The following is a 16,930-nucleotide window of genomic DNA, read 5'->3' as shown; positions in this document are numbered from 1 at the left end:
TTTTCCTAGTTAAACATCTTTTAAAAAGACCGTAGGGGAAACATGAAAGAATTTAGCTAGTTTTTCTATGTGGTTTATTGTCATTTGTTGTTTACCACTGAAAACTTTAGATAAAACAGTTTCTTCTTCAAAAATGGGCATTAAATCTTGGGTTTGTAAATTTAATTCTTCTAGTAATACTTTTAATAATTCTACTCCATAAATATTAGGTACAGGATAATTTGTATCTTCATATTCAGCTACTACTAATCCTAATAAATGCAGATAATCTCGTTCATCAGGCGTTAAGGTTTCTTGATCTAATAAGGAATCAATGATATTTTGAGTGGTAGCTAGTTCTTCCTCTGATGTAATTTTTCGAGGAGGAAAAGCGGTAATCAATTCTAGGTAGGTTTTAGGTGTACCAAGGGTCTTGTTTCCAATTCTGTTTGTCATATTCTGCATGGGTAAGGATATGGCGAATATACACTTCTTGATATTGATAGTCTACTAAAGCAATTAGTCGGTAATTGTTACCACTAATATTAAAAACGGTAAAGTTACCAACTAAATCAGCAGATGGTAAGACTTGGCGTAATTCAACGAAATTTTCCCATTTGGCTTTACTAACAATTCTATACCATGTCTGTAGATTTGGTTCAGCTTTTGGATGCTGCTCCCAAAATTCTTTTAGTCTTTTTTTACTAATAATGTGCATTACTATAAATCATGCAATTTTTTGATAAACAACATTAATTTTAGGTTGAGATTTTTCTGCTTGTTGGTTTGTTACCATTATTTCTATATTTTGTCCTAATTTTATTAAGTAAGTTAATAGATTCTCAATTGTAAAATCTTTGAGAATACCGTTACTTAAATCATTTACTTTTTCAAGTTCTAAGCCTAAAATTTGTGCCGCTTGTTGCGGTGTGATTTGTTGTTGTTCTAAAATATCAGCTATGACAGAAGCTAATTTAACTTTGGCTAGTTTTTCTTCTGCATTAGCAAATCCTAAATCTTGAAATATGTTGCCAGAACTGATTGTAGAATCAAACATAATCTTTATTTTATGATTCTCTTATTTGTGAATTTTGTATTGCTGTCTGTAATCGCTGCTGAATTAACTCGATAGTTTGTTTAGGTGTTGTGATAGCATGGAGTGATTTTTTCTTGAAAGCGTGAAGAACATACACAGCAGCATCTATTTTTATAGCATAAACAGTGCGGTAAGTGTCGGTTTGATAATTGCTGCGAATTTCAAATACTCCATTAAAACCTTTTAAGGGTTTTATTTTGGTATGAGTTTGATTAGTTTGCACTCTATAGAGAATATACCCAATTTCATCAATTACATCTTCAGGAAATTCTAAAAGTTCTTCTTTGGCAGAATTTACCCAGATAACTGTTTTAGGTGTATCATTCATCATCTTATATTATCTATCTTCTAAAAATTTACTCCCCCGGTTCAATTCTATTTCAGCATATTTTATTAAGTTTTGAATCATTTGGTCACGGTCTATTTTATCTAATTCTTTTTTTGTTTTCTTTAAAAACAGTTTGTTCATTTGTTTAAGTTCATCATCCGTCATTATTTCTAACTTTTTATGTAGCTCATCTTTTCCATGCTCTTGCAAGTATGCAACTGGAATAATAGGAGGTTCATACTTGTTACTTATTGATTTTGTATATACTGTTTTTTGCTGAATATTTGGTAATGGCTTTTTAACATCATTGCTTAATTCATTAATTTTTTTAATTATTCCTTCTTGCTTGTCTTGAATATCTTTAATTTGTTCTTGAACATCTTTAATTTGTGCAGTTAGAGATTTTTGTAATTCTGTGATTAAGTCAAAAACATGAGATAAGGTAACATCACAGTTTACATCATTTTCTATCTTTTCCTGATCTGGGTTAATTTTTTCATTATTTACACTCAAATTAGTTTTAGATAAATCCTGAGAATTATTATTTTCTGATGATGGTAATTCCTTAAATTGTTCATTATTGTCATCTGAATTTATCTTGCATGAATCCTGAACACCATTATCTTCTGATGATAGTGATTTCTTACTATTGTCATCAGTAAATTTTTCATCTTGAACATTATTATCCAGCATATTGAATAAACTCCTTAGTCATGTCAATTACATATTTATTCAAATTACCATGACCATACTTTTGTTTAAAAGTGGCTTGTTCCGTTTCAACGTCCATAGCTTCTGCAATCTTATTAGCTTGTGGTATCATCGTTTTGAAATTGGGTGCTGGATCTAGATTTAACTTCGTAAAGCTCTCTTTAAATCGTGCAGGTAATTCATAATCTTTCACCTCATTATGCCTAGTAGATCCTTGTTGATATTTAGTAATTACAAGACCTAAGCATTTAATCTTAAGATGCCGTTTCCCTGCAAACGTATGAATACTTTTAATAATTTGAGGTACGCCATATATTGATAGTTTATCCGGAATTGTTGGAATTAAAAAATAATCACTAATTTCAATGCCATTTTTAGTAATATTTCCCAAATTTGGTGGGCAATCTATCAAAACATAATCATAATTATTCAAATAAGGCTTGATGAAATGTTTCAATACTTCAACCGTAGCTATAGTCCCTTCCGTTTTCTCTGAAATATCCTTGAGATTATCCTGAATATCAATTAATTGAATACTTGAAGGTAATAAACTTAATGTCTTTAGTCTTAAATTGGAAACACCTTTTTGAATTGCTTGTTGAACTTGAAAATCAGATGTGTCATCTAATTTATCTTTAAACATTTGAAATACAGTTTGTTTTTTTCTATGCAATTCATCCCATTTATCTTCACCAATCAGAGCAATAGTAGCATTAGTTTGAGGATCAAGGTCTATTACCAATACATTTTTACTAAATTGACTAGCCAGACACTCAGCTAATTGAACGGTAGTAGTTGTTTTAGCGACTCCACCTTTGAGATTAATTAGACTAACAACTTTAGCTGACATAGTTTAAATTTACAAGTGGGTTTAGAATGGACATTTTGAATCTTACGACACATCTTTTATTGTATATGATAGCACATAGTCTTAGTTAAAGATACAAAAAGATACAAAATGAGTGTCAAACTAGGAAATTCGACTTCTTTAAAAAATTGAGCATTTGGGAAAATTTACTGATTATTATAAAACCTGAAGAATTACAAATTAACACATTACCAAAAAACGAAAAATGCAAATCGTTAAACGCAATATCGAATTAAGAGTTGATGATAGTTTAATGCGGGTTTATGTCGCTTCTCCTAAACCAGAGGGTAAATATCCAGGAATTGTTTTTTACAGTGATATTTATCAATTAGGTGATGCCATAATTCGCTTAGTTAATTATTTAGCTGGGTTTGGTTATGTTGTCGCAGCACCGGAAATTTTTCACCGTATTGAACCGATAGGTTCTGTTATTGAACCTAACGATTTGGGGAGAATGCGCGGGAATGATGATGCACGACGGACGTTAATTTCAGAATATGATGCTGATACTCGTGCTGTAATTGATTTTCTCAAAAATGACAATTCAGTTATAGATGAAAAAATCGGAACTTTGGGTTTTTGTATTGGTGGACATTTAGCTTTTCGGGCTGCTTTTGAAAGTGAGATTAAAGCTTGTGTTTCTTGTTATCCTACGGGTATTCCTAGCGGAAAATTAGGTAGAGGTGTGGCGGATACTATTCACAGGTTTGCAGAAATTAAAGGGGAAATGTTGTTAGTTTTTGGCACTCAAGATCCACATATTCCTGAACAGGATAGACATACTATTATTAAGGGTTTAGAAGCTGCAAAAATACCTCATCAATATTTCTGTTATGAAGCGGAACATACTTTCATGAGGGATGATGGATATCGTTATGATGCTGCTGCTGCTACTTCTGCATGGTGGGAAATTATCGCTTTTTTGGAAAGGAAGTTTAAAAGGTAATTCTTAAACCTAGATCATAAAAATATATCCCCGATTTCTTAAAGGAGTGGGGGATTTTGTTGTTTATGTATCAAAATAACCGTTAAAATAGAATTTAAGGAAGCGAAATTTATTGAATCTATTTATGACTTTCTCCCCTCCCCAGATTTTACAATCAGAACCACCCCTTCCCCCTTGGGAAAACTTACCCACAATGTATGATTTACCTAGTGAAAATCCAGAGGAAAAAGGCTTGCCAGACGAATTTCATTTTTTACAACCTTTACTGTTATACCTAACATTTCAACCAATAAACTGGCCTTCAGAACTGGTTTATAGTGCTGCTGATTTGAATCTTTATTATGATCTAGAACATCCTTTATGGTATAAACGTCCTGATTGGTTTGGTGTGGTGGGAGTTTCTAGGTTATTTCAAGGTAGAGATTTACGTTTAAGTTATGTCACTTGGCAAGAAAAAGTAAATCCTTTTGTAGTGGTTGAATTATTATCTCCTGGTACAGAGGATGAGGATTTAGGGAATAAAGAAACTGAAAAAGATAAACCACCGACAAAATGGGAAGTTTATGAACGTATTTTGCGGATTCCTTATTATATTGTATTTAGTCGTTATACCAATGAACTCCGGGCATTTAATTTAGTTGGTGGTCATTATGAACCGATAAATTTAACGGCAAATCTTTTACCCATGCCAGAATTAAGATTAAGTTTAGGACTGTGGGAAGGTTCATTTCGTGGAGTTTCTCAGTTGTGGTTAAGGTGGTTTACTTTAGAAGGTGAATTAATTCCTGAACCGACGGAAGAAGCGACTGCGGCAAAAGAACGAGTTATTATTGCTGAACAGGAAGCTAATACAGCGAAAAGAAAAGCAGAAATATTAGCTGAAAAACTGCGTCAGTTGGGTATTAATCCTGATGAAATTGAGGATTTATAAGAGTAAAGGTTTAGCATTGCTAAACCCCTACAAAAATTTCTAATCATTAATTGACAACAAACCAGGAGGAGGAGTAATTTCCACTCGACGATTTTCTAAATCAACAACAGGAACAATTTCCATCACAAAAGGAATTAAAACAGTTTTTCCGGCTTTATCTTCAGCAAAATTAGCATCAAATTTCACCTCTAATAAATCATGACCAGAAGGTAATAAATCCACAACTGTTCCTATTAACTCCCCAGATTCTTGCATAAAAACAGGCAACCCGATCAAATCTATAACATGAAATTCCCCTTCTTCCAATTGAGGGCGATCGCTTATCGGCACAAACAACCGACAATCTCGCATATTTTCCGCAGCAGTGCGATCGCTCACCCCCTTTAATTTAATCACATATAGATTCTTCCCCTCAAGATACCGCCCATTTAATAACTCTATCGGTTGCGGTGCCATCTCCCCAGGTCGCAATAACCACCGAGTACCCGCCTCCTCAAACCGTTCAGGAAAATCAGTATTCTGATAAACCCGCAACTCCCCATTTAAACCTTGAGGTGCGACAATTTTACCAATTTCCAACCAATCATCAAGATTGGGGACTGGGGACTGGGGACTGGGGACTGGGGAAGATTTTATACTTCTCTCCCCCTTTCCCTTCCTTCTCTTCTCTTGCTTCTTCTTCGTATTCTTCGTGTCTTCGTGGTTCATTAAACCCTCTTACCTCCTACCTTTTACCTCCTGCTTCTTACCTTCTGCCTTCTGCCTCCTGCCTCCTGCCTTCTGCCTTCTGCCTCCTACCTTCTTACACACTCACAGATGCACATTGATAAACCTGTTCAGCCACCTTAGCTAAACGTTGCATACCGATAGTAATTTCCTCATCACTACCAGTCAAACTGATACGCAGACATTGATGCTTGTGTTCCCACTCCTCTTTTAAACCAGGGAAGAAACTACTACCAGGAACAACAATCACACCCACTTTCTTCAATTCCTGGTAAAATTCCCAATCAGTCATAGGTAAATCCTGCAACCATAACCACCCAAAAATTGCCCCTTCACCACGATGCAAAAACCAAGGTATATTCTTAGGCATTGCTGCTTCTAGCGTGCTTTCTAATACATCAAACTTTTGCTGATAAAAAGGTCTAATCACACTTTCTGCAATATCCGCTAATGCCCCTGATTCTATCGCACGAGCAGCGATCGCTTGACCATACCTAGAAGAATGAATTCCCGCATTCGTTTGGAAACACTCTAAAGGTTGCAACAGCTTTTCATCACCTATAGCAATACCAATTCTTTCCCCTGGTAATCCTGCCTTTGATAAACTCATACAATGCAGAATATTCTCACCAAATACAGGTTTCATATCCGTAAAATTCAATGCCGGGAAAGGAGGTGCATAAGCCGAGTCTATCAACACAGGTACATTAAATGGTGCAGCTAAAGCCGCGATTTTCTCAACTTCCTCATTAGTTAAAACGTTACCTGTGGGGTTGCAAGGACGGGAAAAAATCACACAGCCGGTTGCTTGTGTAATTGAAAGTTGGCTAAAATCAGGACGATATTTAAAACGGTGATTTGCCTGATCAATATCAAGAGTTGGTTTATAAGCAATTAAGGCTTCTGGGCATAAACCAACCCCACCATAACCAGTGTAATCGGGACTTAAAGGCAGAACAATTTGTTTTAAATCTCCATCATCAGTATATCCACCGTAAGCATTAGCCGCGTAAAAGTAGATAGTTTGACTACCAGCAGTAACTAAAATATTTCGTTCTGTTAAATTTAACCCATAACGCTGGTTAAAATCCTTAACAATAACCTCAATAAAAGGTGCATAACCCTGGGAAGAACCGTAGCGACAAACAACTTCACCATACTCTGCACTAGCTAATAAATCTGCGGTGCAATCCCGCCATAACTGCTCTACCTCTGGTAAAATCAACGGGTTGCCGGCACTTAAATTATATAATTCCTGCCCCTGATTAGCTCTCAGAGTTTCATTAATATCTTTCATAATCGCTCTTACGCCAGTTAAGTTAGACATTTGAGCGCCAATTTTCGTAAGGGCAGGTTTCATCATGTTTGTTACAGACTAAATTAAGATCAAAAGTGGATACATTACTGGATGATTGCGGCAGCAAAAAATCTGACGCTTTTATCTAAACTTAAACCAGTGAATGAGATTGTAACAAAATCAAGGTAATTTGAACAATCTTATACCAATTTTTTGTAACCTTATTTGTATGGATATTGCCCAGCTTATACCATTTTGGATTTTGGATTTTAGATTTTGGATTGGGAATCACCTGCTGCATTTGTGTTCTACCTCATCATCTGTCACATTCATTTTTCAAATTGGTGTTAGTTTGAATTTCCAAAATCAAATAGAAATATTGACAATTCACAACAATGAATAATGACATCAAACTGCAAGTTTCAGAGATGAAAAAAGGGCAGGTATTCAACCTACCCTCAACACAACTCGTAAGTTGTAATTATCATCAGGAATTAATTTCCAATTGTTGGCGCACTCAAAGAAACAGTTTCCACTGCTTTGTCTGCTGTCAAAGTTGGGACAGAATCACGCAATCTTGCTGTTAGTTGTACTGTTGTAGCGTCGTACATTTGTGTTAGCAACTTGGGATAAAAACCAATTCCGATAATTGGTATCAACAAACAAGCAATGATAAAGACTTCGCGGGGTTCAGCATCAATCAAAGCTTGGTGAGAAACTAACTCTTCGTTTTCTTGACCATAGAAAATTTCTCGCAACATTGACAACAGATAAATTGGAGTCAAAATTACACCAACTGCCATCAAAAATACCACGATGACTTTAAAGGTGGGGTTATAAGCATCGCTGGTAGCAAAGCCCACAAATACCATTAATTCTGCTACAAAACCACTCATCCCTGGCAGTGCTAAAGAAGCCATTGAACAAGCGGTAAACATAGCAAAAATTTTCTTCATCCGCTTACCAACACCACCCATTTCATCTAACATCAGGGTGTGTGTGCGGTCATAAGTTGCACCGACTAAAAAGAACAAACTAGCCCCAATTAATCCGTGAGAAACCATTTGTAACATTGCCCCGCTTAACCCCAAATCAGTGAAGGAGGCAATACCAATGAGAACAAAGCCCATGTGGGAAATAGAAGAGTAGGCAATTTTCCGTTTTAAGTTCCTTTGGGCAAAGGACGTTAAAGCAGCGTAGATGATATTTACTACCCCCAAAACCACCAGCGCAGGTGCAACATAAGCATGGGCATCAGGCAACATTTGGGCATTCATGCGAATTAAAGCATAACCACCCATTTTCAACAAAATACCTGCTAGTAACATATGCACAGGTGCTGTAGCTTCACCGTGGGCATCTGGTAGCCAGGTATGCAGAGGAATAATAGGCAACTTGACAGCGTAGGCAATCAGGAAACCAGCGTACAGTAAAAGTTGTAAATTTAGTCCAAAATCTTTTAATGCGAGCGATCGCATATCAAAGGTAACTGTATCACCATAAAATCCCATTGTCAGGGCAGACAACAAAATAAACAGCGAACCACCCGCAGTATATAAAATAAACTTCGTCGCTGCATATTGTCGCTTTTTACCACCCCAAATCGACAATAGGAAGTAGATGGGTACAAGTTCCAATTCCCACACCAGGAAAAATAACAGCATATCCTGGACAGCGAACACCGCAATCTGACCGCCATACATGGCCAAAATCAAGAAATAAAATAATTTCGGCTTCAGCGTGACAGGCCAAGCTGCTAAAACTGCCAGAGTGGTAATGAAACCAGTCAGCAAAATCAGGGGCATAGACAAGCCATCAGCGCCCACTGACCAGTTTAAACCCAACTGCGGAACCCAGGGGTAACTCTCCACCAGTTGCAAATCGGGATTAGAAAAATCGTAACCAGTATAAAAAGCGTAAACAATCAGCGCGAAATCTATCAGCCCGACAATCAGGGAATACCAGCGCACTGTTTTGCCATCTTTATCTGGGATGATGGGAATTAGTAGTGACGCGGCTATTGGGAACAAAATAATCGTCGTCAACCACGGAAAATTAGCTATATTCATCACAATCAGTCAGCAATTAAAATCATGTTTGGCAAAAAGTCACAGTTAATAACTAACAGCTTTTTGGCAGTTTTGCCTTCATTGTTAGGTTGATTTAATTAAATTGGCAATACCCCACCCTCCCAGATGCACCATTAGACTAAGTAGGTAGGCGTTAAAAATTGTCGTTATAACAAGGCAAGAGGCAGTGGTTCGACTTCGCTCACCAACCGGAGGCAAAAGGCAAGAGAGAAGAGGTTTTTAGGTTAATTTACTTTTCTTTACATACTTTGGTTTTTTCCCGTCGTTCTACTTTCTTCTTGTTGTGCATCTGGCAGGTAAACCGCCCGCCAATTGGCTCAAATTGAGCAATTATGGCATCTGTACGACATTAAATGGCAAATTTATCAGAATCAGGTGGTTATCGAGCGAAGTCGAGATAACGTACAGGATTTAAGGATTTACAAGATGATATTTTTCTAGAGTTAAATGTTATACAAGGTTTGTGCCATCAGCTTGATGAATTGTTACAGTATATCCTCGACGATCAGCTTGGTAATGTTTTCCACGTACACCACCTGTAAAATTGTATTCTGGGAGCATTTTGTTATCTGTGATATCTGACTGTTCAGATTTAATATTGTTCATAATTTTGATTGAGTTATTTTTAGTAGAATAAACTGGTAAAGTTTAAAAGGAAATTAGATTATGTCAGCTTTTTATCTACAATCCTGGTGGGTTGGGTAGAATGAAATGCAGAAAAACATTAATCATCTACCTCAACACTATAGGACTGAAGCATTGACAAAATCTATCAAATTCAAATATAGATTATGAATTGTATCTCTTGTAGGGTGCGTCAGACCCGATAATTGAGCATCTAACAGATTTTCTCCTATCTGACGCACCGCCCTAATATGCTATTCCAAAAGCCTAAAAATAGGCGATTTTGTTCATACATATCATCTGAAGTTTGTACAGTGCGTAAGTCCTAACTATTATTTATTGCTCCTGATTTTGTTGCAACCAGTTGATTAAATCATCAACAGCAGTAAAATCTAATAAAGATTCTCCCAAAGATTCTAACTGATCAATAGATAATTCAGTAATTGCTCGCTGGATATCTTCTGAAATTTCTCCAAATCGTTTTTTAAGTTGTTTCAGAACTAAATTTTGCTCACCTTTTTCATAACCAATGCGTTCACCGGTGGTAACATAAGTCATAGTGATCTCCTGTTCAAACGCTTTAAAATCTTCCCACAATTCCCTTTCTAATGGTTTTGGTAATAACATTACCCAGTCTATAAAGCGGTAAAGGTTACGGATGTCTTTTTCCTGTAAACTTCGTTCATAAAGTCTATAATCATTTCGCGCAAAGGAGGAAATTTAAGCTGCATATCTAATAATTTCTAATTCTGCTCCTTTAGTAATTGCTAATTCTGCTTTTTCTAAAACTTGTTCGGTAACTGCATCACTTAAATAATATTCACCACAGTTATCACAAATTTCTGCGGGAACTTTTTTTAAGACAATAATACATTCATCTCTTTCTAAGGTGACGGTGACTAAACCGGGTTTGGTTTCTCCATGTTTACAAATTACGCATTTCATTATCTTTGTCTCCTAGTTGTAAAACCATCTAACCAAATATTAGCATCAGGGATATAAGCTGTTACTACATATCCTGTGTCTGTAGCTTCATCGTAGGAAAATACAACATGAATCGGTTTACCTTCTACAAAATCTAATATTAAATAACTGGGGTATGGTGTATCATCAGGATTTTCTTCTATTATTTGTCCATAAGCTATTACGGTTTCTACTTCTTTTTTACTGATGCGACGATAAAACATTTGCTGGATAGCATGACGGGAGAAGTTGATATTTTGACAATACATCAATTATTTTTTAATCTTAATTAATGATAACTTATTTTTGTCTGAATCAGGATGTCCAGGATTAAAGGATTTACAGGATGTTTGATATATCAATAATTATTGAACGCAGATGAACGCAGATAGACGCAGATGCTAGAAGATGAATGAACCACGAAGACACGAAGGACACGAAGGAAGAAGAGAAGAAGATAGTTAATGTTAGAGTGGGAAGAATATCAATTTTTATTCTCATCCTGTACATCCTCTAATCCTGGTTATCCTGATTCAGACAGTTATATGTTACAGGTTATAAGTCTGGACGTGAGAGAAGAGACCACAAAGAGAAACGATCTATCCCATATTCCATACTAAGTCTTATTTTTATTTCTTCATCACCTCCATTTGGTAGGTGGCCTTTTGGTGCAGTTGCATCAAAAATCATCTCATCACAGTACAGCCACTCTCCTCCTTTCCTCCATCCTACCTCTTCCCCAAACTTCTTCCAGACTTCCCTGTTATCGTCTCTTGTTCCCCCCAGACTTTGATAAATGCGCTTTTGAACAGAAAAACCAAATTTACCATTACTGTATTTTACCCATAACTGGTCAATGGTGCGGAGGTCTTCACAGGGAAATTTATCAACACTTTCATTATCTAACCAACCCTTTTCTTCCCTTTCTGCAACCAATAACATGACTCTTTTTGTTTCCTCATCAGCATATTTCCACATTCCCGCTGCAAGAAAATCACGCAGTTTTGTATAATCCATCCCTACTGCTGATTTCAACTCTACATCTTCTTTTTTTTGATTAACTAAACCCAATAATTCCCTAAACTCTCCCACAGTCTGAGGACGGTTTTCTATTTCCAATTCCATCCCCTTCATAATTGCATTATTAACTCTCTTGCTAATGTGAGAATTATAATATTGTGGTGGTGGTAACTCTACATGTCCCAACTTGCGAACAACAGATGGTTGTATATATTCATCCTTTTCTTTTAAACCATCAACAGTTAATAAATAATATAAAGTTGCAGCTAAAGCATAAACATCTGTATAAAAACCTAACTTGTCACCTGGATTATATTGTTCTGGTGGTGCATAACTAGGGGTACGTCCATCCCTAGTTGTGAATTTATCAATATTACAAGCTAAACCAAAATCAACTAAAACCGCTTCTTTCTTACCACGACGTAAAATAATATTATGGGGTTTAATATCCCTGTGAATCATCCCATCTTGTTGATGAATATATTCTAAAGCTTGTCCGATTTGGTCAATATATAAAAGTGCATCATCTTCCGATAATTGCCCATATTCATCAACATAATCATTCAAATCTACACCATCAATAAATTCCATCACCATACCCCAAAGTCCATCTTCCTGAATCATCTTATAGACTTTGACAATGTGGGGATGAGAAAAAGCACGGAGATTTAAAGCCTCATTCACAAATCTTTCTTGCTGCTTAGGAAAATCCTTAGCCCTTTGTCGCTTCCTATTCAAAGTTTTAATAGCAACTAACTCACCCGTACTTTTTTCTATTGCACTATAGGTAATTCCAAAACCACCCTCACCCAAAACACCTTGAATAATATACTTCCCGTCATTAATAACTTGATTGGGAGTCCACATAGTAGATGAAAATAAATTGAAAATAAATTATTTTATACCTTACATAAAAATCTTAACTCAAAAAAACCACATTCAAAAATATCTTTCTTTCTTCCTCTTCCCCTCTTCCCTTCGCTTCCTTCGTATCTTCGTAGTTCAATAACTCTGCGTCCTCTGCGCCTCTGCGGTTCGTTAAAAAATAATCCAGGGGCGGACAAACCGCCCCCATTAAAATCAGGTAACACCAAAAACGATCACCAAGCCCAAAACAGCCCCAAAAACGATCAAGGCATAGAATTGAACCCGACCGCTTTCCAGGTATTTCAGACCTTCACCGCTAACAAGAGTAAAGAAACCAGTCAGATTAACCGCACCGTCAACAACGCGGAAATCAACTTCCATAACTTGTCTGGCCACACGACGCAAACCAAGCACAAACACACGGTGATAAATATCGTCAAAATACCATTTGTTCAACGATAATTCATACAATGGTTTGATTTTAGATGCGATCGCAGCGGGGTCAATTTTCCGGGCTAAATACATCAGCACCGCCAAAGTAATACCCACAACAGAAATAGCAATAGAACTACCCGCCATGATGTAAAACTCATGGGGGTCAAATTCCGCAGCTTTTTCCATTACTTCAGCTAAGTTTTCATTAGGAGAAAAGATAAACTGCTCAAAATAATTAGCGTAGGGAGTACCTATCAAACCAATTAACATCGAAGGTACAGCCAACACCAACAATGGTAGAGTCATCGTCCAAGGAGACTCGTGAGGAGAACTGCTGTGGTGTCCGTGGGAGTCGTGAGAGTGACTATCCAGTTCGCCTTTTTTCATCGCCCCAGGGCCAAAGTTAGGCGCTAGTTCCGCAGCACCTAGTTTTTCAGCAGCCGCCGCCGCAGCATTTTTGAGTTGGGTTTTGATTTTTTCGTCATTACCCCGGAATTTGCCTTCAAATGTCGAGAAATACATTCTAAACATATAGAAAGCAGTAATTCCGGCTGTTACCCAACCAATGAACCACAGCAGGGGGTTAGCTGCAAAAGCCGCACCGAGAATTTCATCTTTTGACCAGAAACCAGCAAAAGGAGGAATCCCGGAAATTGCCAAGCAACCAATTAAGAAGGTGATACCAGTGGCGGGCATATATTTCCGCAGCCCACCCATTAAACGCATATCCTGCGCTAATACAGCATCATGACCAACTACGCCTTCCATACCGTGAATTACCGAACCTGAACCCAGGAATAGCATCGCCTTAAAATAGGCGTGGGTCATCAGGTGGAATAATCCCGCACTGTAAGCGCCTACTCCCATCGCCATCACCATGTAACCGAGTTGGGAAATGGTGGAGTAAGCCAAACCTTTTTTGATGTCGTTTTGGGTAATAGCGATAGTCGCGCCCAAAAATGCTGTAAATGCCCCAGTGAAAGCAATCACGTTCATTGCGGCGGGGACGTGTTCAAATACTGGGTACATCCGCGCAATTAGGAAGACACCTGCTGCCACCATTGTTGCCGCGTGGATGAGGGCAGAAATCGGTGTAGGACCTTCCATCGCATCTGGTAGCCAGACGTGAAGGGGAAATTGGGCAGATTTGGCAACTGGACCGAGGAAAACTAAAATCGCTAACAGGATGGCGAGGAAATTGCTCACAGAACCGGTTTCTACCAGTTCAGCTAGGCGATCGCCCATGATCATAAAATCAAAGCTGCCTGTAGCCCAAAATAACCCCAAAATACCCAGTAATAGACCAAAGTCGCCCACGCGGTTAGTGACAAATGCCTTTTGACAAGCATCTGCGGCTGCTTTGCGATCGTACCAAAAGCCAACTAGGAGGTAGGAACACATCCCTACCAATTCCCAGAAGATATAAATTTGTACCAGGTTGGGACTGACCACCAACCCTAACATTGAAGAGCCAAACAAGCTGAGATAGGCGTAAAACCGCACGTAACCGGGGTCATGCGCCATATAGCCATCAGTGTAAATCATCACCAAAAAGGCTACCGTTGTGACAATCACCAACATCAGGGCTGTGAGGTGGTCAATTGTGTAGCCCATCGTCAGATGAAAATTCCCTGCTGCTGCCCATTCCAAGGTACGGAGATAAGGCTCATGTCCTTGAAATTGACTCCACAACAAGGCCATCGACAGCCCCATAGCTGCTCCCATGAGGGAGATAATGACCACAGCGTTAAGCTGTCGCAGGCGGTTCGTCACCTGATTGATCGAGATTAGCCCTAGCCCGACCAGCATTGCTCCTAAAAGGGGTAATACTGGAATCAGCCAGGCATACTGATAGATTACTTCCATCACTGATGCCTACTTTTAGAATTCTTGACAAATTTAGGACAGTGCTGTATTGAGTTTTTCCACAAGCAACTGTCCAGGTCGGAACTATTAATAATTGTGACAGCTATAATTTTATTGGATCAATCAGGATAAACCAAATCAGCTTCATTCTATTTGAACAAATACCAAATACAATCATGTCGGTGATGTCGGCCTGATTGATTATAAAATACCCCACCCAATTAGATTCGGGAGGGGTATTAAGCATGGTTTTAGAATTGGGTAAGTAGGATTGAGGGTTGGGAGTGATGGCCAGCAGAGGCGCATAGGAGAAAATTTCTACTCAGCAGTCGGTACTAAATTGCCTCCTGCCTCCAATTACACCGGACGGCACTCCAAGTCGGCTGTTTTTTGGGAATTGTAAATTTTATGACTACTGCTGTAGCTAAGTTTTATTTCTTCTAATGCCATGCGTAAGTCGTCTCTACTACGAAATCCTTCTAGGCGTTGCCGGACTATACCTTTTTCAATCAGCAGTAAAGTTGGTAATGACTTCAGTCTATAAGTGGTAGATAGTTTGAAGTTTTGGTCGGCGTTAACCCTCACAAGTTTGATTTCATCGCTACATTGACTTTGAAATTGTAGTAACAGTGGGTGGATGATTCGACACAAGCCACACCAAGGAGCTTCAAAATTAACCAAAACAGGAATTGAAGATTCTAAAACTTCTTGAGTAAATGTCCGTTCACTGACCGACAACACCATGACGCCTCTTGAATTATAAGGTTTTTATATCAAAGTTAACTACCAGTAGCAGGGATTGGCAAGTGAGTCTGTTATGATTTGACTGACAAAAAAGCCAGCGCAATAATTTTCATGGTGGCTTTTTATGCTCAACTTCTGACTGCGCCTTCCTGCTATTCCAATTTTATTTGCTTGTAAATTGTGATTGACGCTTCCTTGAGAGTATGGAAGCAATGTCAAAGCGAAAGATGAGCGTCATAGCTAATACTTTCTTAATTCGGGGAGTAAAACCATCAAGACTAAAAATTGCTGAGGCATTTGTGCCAAAGCTTTAGCTTTCATACCCTGCGGCAAAGACATCAAACTATGTAAAACCAAAAAGTCTCTAGGTTTTAACTCTGCGATTTTTAGCTTGTTCTTTGCTCAAGGTTGCTTGGGTTTACTCTCTCATGACTGATATTTTAGACCAGAAGTATGATCTGAGTCAATATGAACAAAAGTAAGTAATTAATAGGAAATTTCTTACTTTTAATTAATGCTTACTGAAATATTTGAGTCTATCTTAACATTGATATGGTGGTAATTGAGCAGAGGAAATTTTGATGCAATTAGTATTTTCTGTTTATGTCAGGGATCACTCAAAACTACCATGCTAACCTGCTAGTGGCTACGATTAATAGGGGGTGTAACCACCAAAGCAGAATTACAAAAATACCAACTCCCAGGTAAGCAGGACGAACAAATTCTTGCCATTGGAGAGATTGACGGCCATCCAGAATTGCTAGAAAGGGAATGATTGACGTGCGCTGTTTGACTGCAACAAAGGCTTCACCATAACGGTTTGTCAAACGGCGATCGCCATGCCAAACGCCGAATAAATGATGTAACACCAAACCTATGGATGTGACAAGGGTAAAGGTAGTACCCAGCCACAGAGTATGGGCAATACACCAAATTACTTGTCCTACCATCTGCGGATGCCGAGTAATACGAATAATTCCTGTCTCGTAGAGATGGACTTGGGGCTTTTGAATAGCAGCAATTTCTAGTAGATTGAAGGTAGCAGGATATAAAAACAAAAACGAAATCGCTGATAATACCCAAACTACTGCTTTTACACCCGGTATGCCCTGCACTTGCCAAAGTTGCCAGCCATCATAACGGTGATTAAAAAAGTAAGTAATTAATATCACTGCTAAGGGTAGGCTGACTAATGCAAACAAAATGCGATAAAGCCTTGGTCCTATGTATTTTTCTGCCCAAGGACGCAAAGCAGCGCCTCCGCTGTGGGCGATCGCAAAAGCTAATTGTAACCCCAGCATCACAAAATGACTGGTGGTGAACCAAGGATTCGGCATCATAAACACAACCCAATTCAAAAATTAAAATTCAAAATGAAAGAAGCTACTATTGGTAAGCATCTTGACCAAAGACAGGGTGTGGGGTGTGGGGTGTGGGGT

19 protein-coding genes are annotated in these 16,930 nt (G+C 38.1%); 2 read left to right on the top strand and 17 right to left on the bottom strand.

The genetic code is table 11. The features are described from left to right. Positions 1 to 9: 9 nt before the first annotated feature. From A0J48_RS12945 to A0J48_RS12920, 6 genes are read right to left on the bottom strand one after another with little or no spacing between them, the layout of a single operon-like run. The gene (locus A0J48_RS12945) at positions 10 to 435 is read right to left on the bottom strand and encodes a helix-turn-helix domain-containing protein (protein WP_200323639.1); all 426 of its coding nucleotides are present in this window, start codon (positions 433 to 435) and stop codon (positions 10 to 12) included. After that, a complete protein-coding gene (locus A0J48_RS12940) occupies positions 395 to 697 on the bottom strand; it encodes a type II toxin-antitoxin system HigB family toxin (RefSeq protein WP_200323638.1) in 303 nt (100 codons plus the stop codon). The genes A0J48_RS12945 and A0J48_RS12940 overlap by 41 nt, the downstream gene beginning before the upstream one ends. Before the next feature lie 9 nt (positions 698 to 706). Beyond that, entirely contained in the window at positions 707 to 1,036 is a 330-nt protein-coding gene (locus A0J48_RS12935; RefSeq protein ID WP_200323637.1) for a helix-turn-helix domain-containing protein, read from the bottom strand. A 10-nt stretch (positions 1,037 to 1,046) separates the two neighbouring features. Further along, a complete protein-coding gene (locus A0J48_RS12930) occupies positions 1,047 to 1,406 on the bottom strand; it encodes a type II toxin-antitoxin system RelE/ParE family toxin (RefSeq protein ID WP_234300896.1) in 360 nt (119 codons plus the stop codon). A 6-nt stretch (positions 1,407 to 1,412) separates the two neighbouring features. Then, the gene (locus A0J48_RS12925; protein ID WP_200323635.1) at positions 1,413 to 2,096 is read right to left on the bottom strand and encodes a hypothetical protein; all 684 of its coding nucleotides are present in this window, start codon (positions 2,094 to 2,096) and stop codon (positions 1,413 to 1,415) included. Then, positions 2,086 to 2,964, bottom strand: coding sequence for a ParA family protein (locus A0J48_RS12920; RefSeq protein WP_200323633.1), 879 nt, complete (start codon positions 2,962 to 2,964; stop codon positions 2,086 to 2,088). Before A0J48_RS12920 ends, A0J48_RS12925 begins: the two co-directional genes overlap by 11 nt. Positions 2,965 to 3,187: 223 nt before the next feature. Here A0J48_RS12920 and A0J48_RS12915 point away from each other — a divergent pair, with 223 nt between their 5' ends. Then, a complete protein-coding gene (locus A0J48_RS12915) occupies positions 3,188 to 3,928 on the top strand; it encodes a dienelactone hydrolase family protein (protein WP_200323631.1) in 741 nt (246 codons plus the stop codon). 124 nt (positions 3,929 to 4,052) lie between these two features. Beyond that, positions 4,053 to 4,859, top strand: coding sequence for a Uma2 family endonuclease (locus A0J48_RS12910; protein ID WP_200323629.1), 807 nt, complete (start codon positions 4,053 to 4,055; stop codon positions 4,857 to 4,859). A gap of 39 nt (positions 4,860 to 4,898) precedes the next feature. Here A0J48_RS12910 and rimM read toward each other — a convergent pair whose 3' ends face one another. The 11 genes from rimM to A0J48_RS12855 form a co-directional block, all read right to left on the bottom strand. Continuing rightward, positions 4,899 to 5,567 carry a ribosome maturation factor RimM gene (gene rimM, locus A0J48_RS12905; protein WP_200323627.1) on the bottom strand — a complete coding sequence of 223 codons (669 nt, stop codon included), beginning with the start codon at positions 5,565 to 5,567 and terminating at the stop codon, positions 4,899 to 4,901. 94 nt (positions 5,568 to 5,661) lie between these two features. Continuing rightward, positions 5,662 to 6,945 (bottom strand): valine--pyruvate transaminase, encoded by a 1,284-nt coding sequence (locus A0J48_RS12900; RefSeq protein ID WP_200323669.1) that lies wholly within the window; start codon positions 6,943 to 6,945, stop codon positions 5,662 to 5,664. Between the two features lie 431 nt (positions 6,946 to 7,376). After that, positions 7,377 to 8,951: a photosynthetic/respiratory NAD(P)H-quinone oxidoreductase subunit D1 gene (gene ndhD1 / locus A0J48_RS12895; protein ID WP_200323625.1), complete on the bottom strand. Its 1,575-nt coding sequence runs from the start codon at positions 8,949 to 8,951 to the stop codon at positions 7,377 to 7,379. A 471-nt stretch (positions 8,952 to 9,422) separates the two neighbouring features. Further along, entirely contained in the window at positions 9,423 to 9,578 is a 156-nt protein-coding gene (locus A0J48_RS12890; RefSeq protein ID WP_200323624.1) for a hypothetical protein, read from the bottom strand. 354 nt (positions 9,579 to 9,932) lie between these two features. Continuing rightward, positions 9,933 to 10,154, bottom strand: coding sequence for a DUF4351 domain-containing protein (locus A0J48_RS27600; RefSeq protein ID WP_325078802.1), 222 nt, complete (start codon positions 10,152 to 10,154; stop codon positions 9,933 to 9,935). A gap of 162 nt (positions 10,155 to 10,316) precedes the next feature. Further along, positions 10,317 to 10,541 carry a type II toxin-antitoxin system MqsA family antitoxin gene (locus A0J48_RS12880; RefSeq protein ID WP_168491989.1) on the bottom strand — a complete coding sequence of 75 codons (225 nt, stop codon included), beginning with the start codon at positions 10,539 to 10,541 and terminating at the stop codon, positions 10,317 to 10,319. After that, positions 10,541 to 10,828, bottom strand: coding sequence for a DUF4258 domain-containing protein (locus A0J48_RS12875; protein ID WP_200323622.1), 288 nt, complete (start codon positions 10,826 to 10,828; stop codon positions 10,541 to 10,543). The genes A0J48_RS12880 and A0J48_RS12875 overlap by 1 nt, the downstream gene beginning before the upstream one ends. A gap of 286 nt (positions 10,829 to 11,114) precedes the next feature. Then, positions 11,115 to 12,446, bottom strand: a complete 1,332-nt coding sequence (locus A0J48_RS12870) for a serine/threonine-protein kinase (protein ID WP_200323621.1) — start codon at positions 12,444 to 12,446, stop codon at positions 11,115 to 11,117. A gap of 213 nt (positions 12,447 to 12,659) precedes the next feature. Further along, positions 12,660 to 14,747: an NAD(P)H-quinone oxidoreductase subunit 5 gene (locus A0J48_RS12865; protein ID WP_200323620.1), complete on the bottom strand. Its 2,088-nt coding sequence runs from the start codon at positions 14,745 to 14,747 to the stop codon at positions 12,660 to 12,662. A gap of 357 nt (positions 14,748 to 15,104) precedes the next feature. Next, positions 15,105 to 15,491 carry a thioredoxin family protein gene (locus tag A0J48_RS12860; protein ID WP_200323619.1) on the bottom strand — a complete coding sequence of 129 codons (387 nt, stop codon included), beginning with the start codon at positions 15,489 to 15,491 and terminating at the stop codon, positions 15,105 to 15,107. Between the two features lie 623 nt (positions 15,492 to 16,114). Then, positions 16,115 to 16,831 (bottom strand): NnrU family protein, encoded by a 717-nt coding sequence (locus A0J48_RS12855; RefSeq protein WP_200323618.1) that lies wholly within the window; start codon positions 16,829 to 16,831, stop codon positions 16,115 to 16,117. Positions 16,832 to 16,930: the final 99 nt, after the last annotated feature.

This window comes from Sphaerospermopsis aphanizomenoides BCCUSP55, from assembly GCF_001586785.1.
GTDB lineage: Bacteria > Cyanobacteriota > Cyanobacteriia > Cyanobacteriales > Nostocaceae > Sphaerospermopsis_A > Sphaerospermopsis_A aphanizomenoides_A.
Note: the sequence above shows the minus strand (reverse complement) of the source record. Positions and strands in the feature narration are given on the sequence as shown.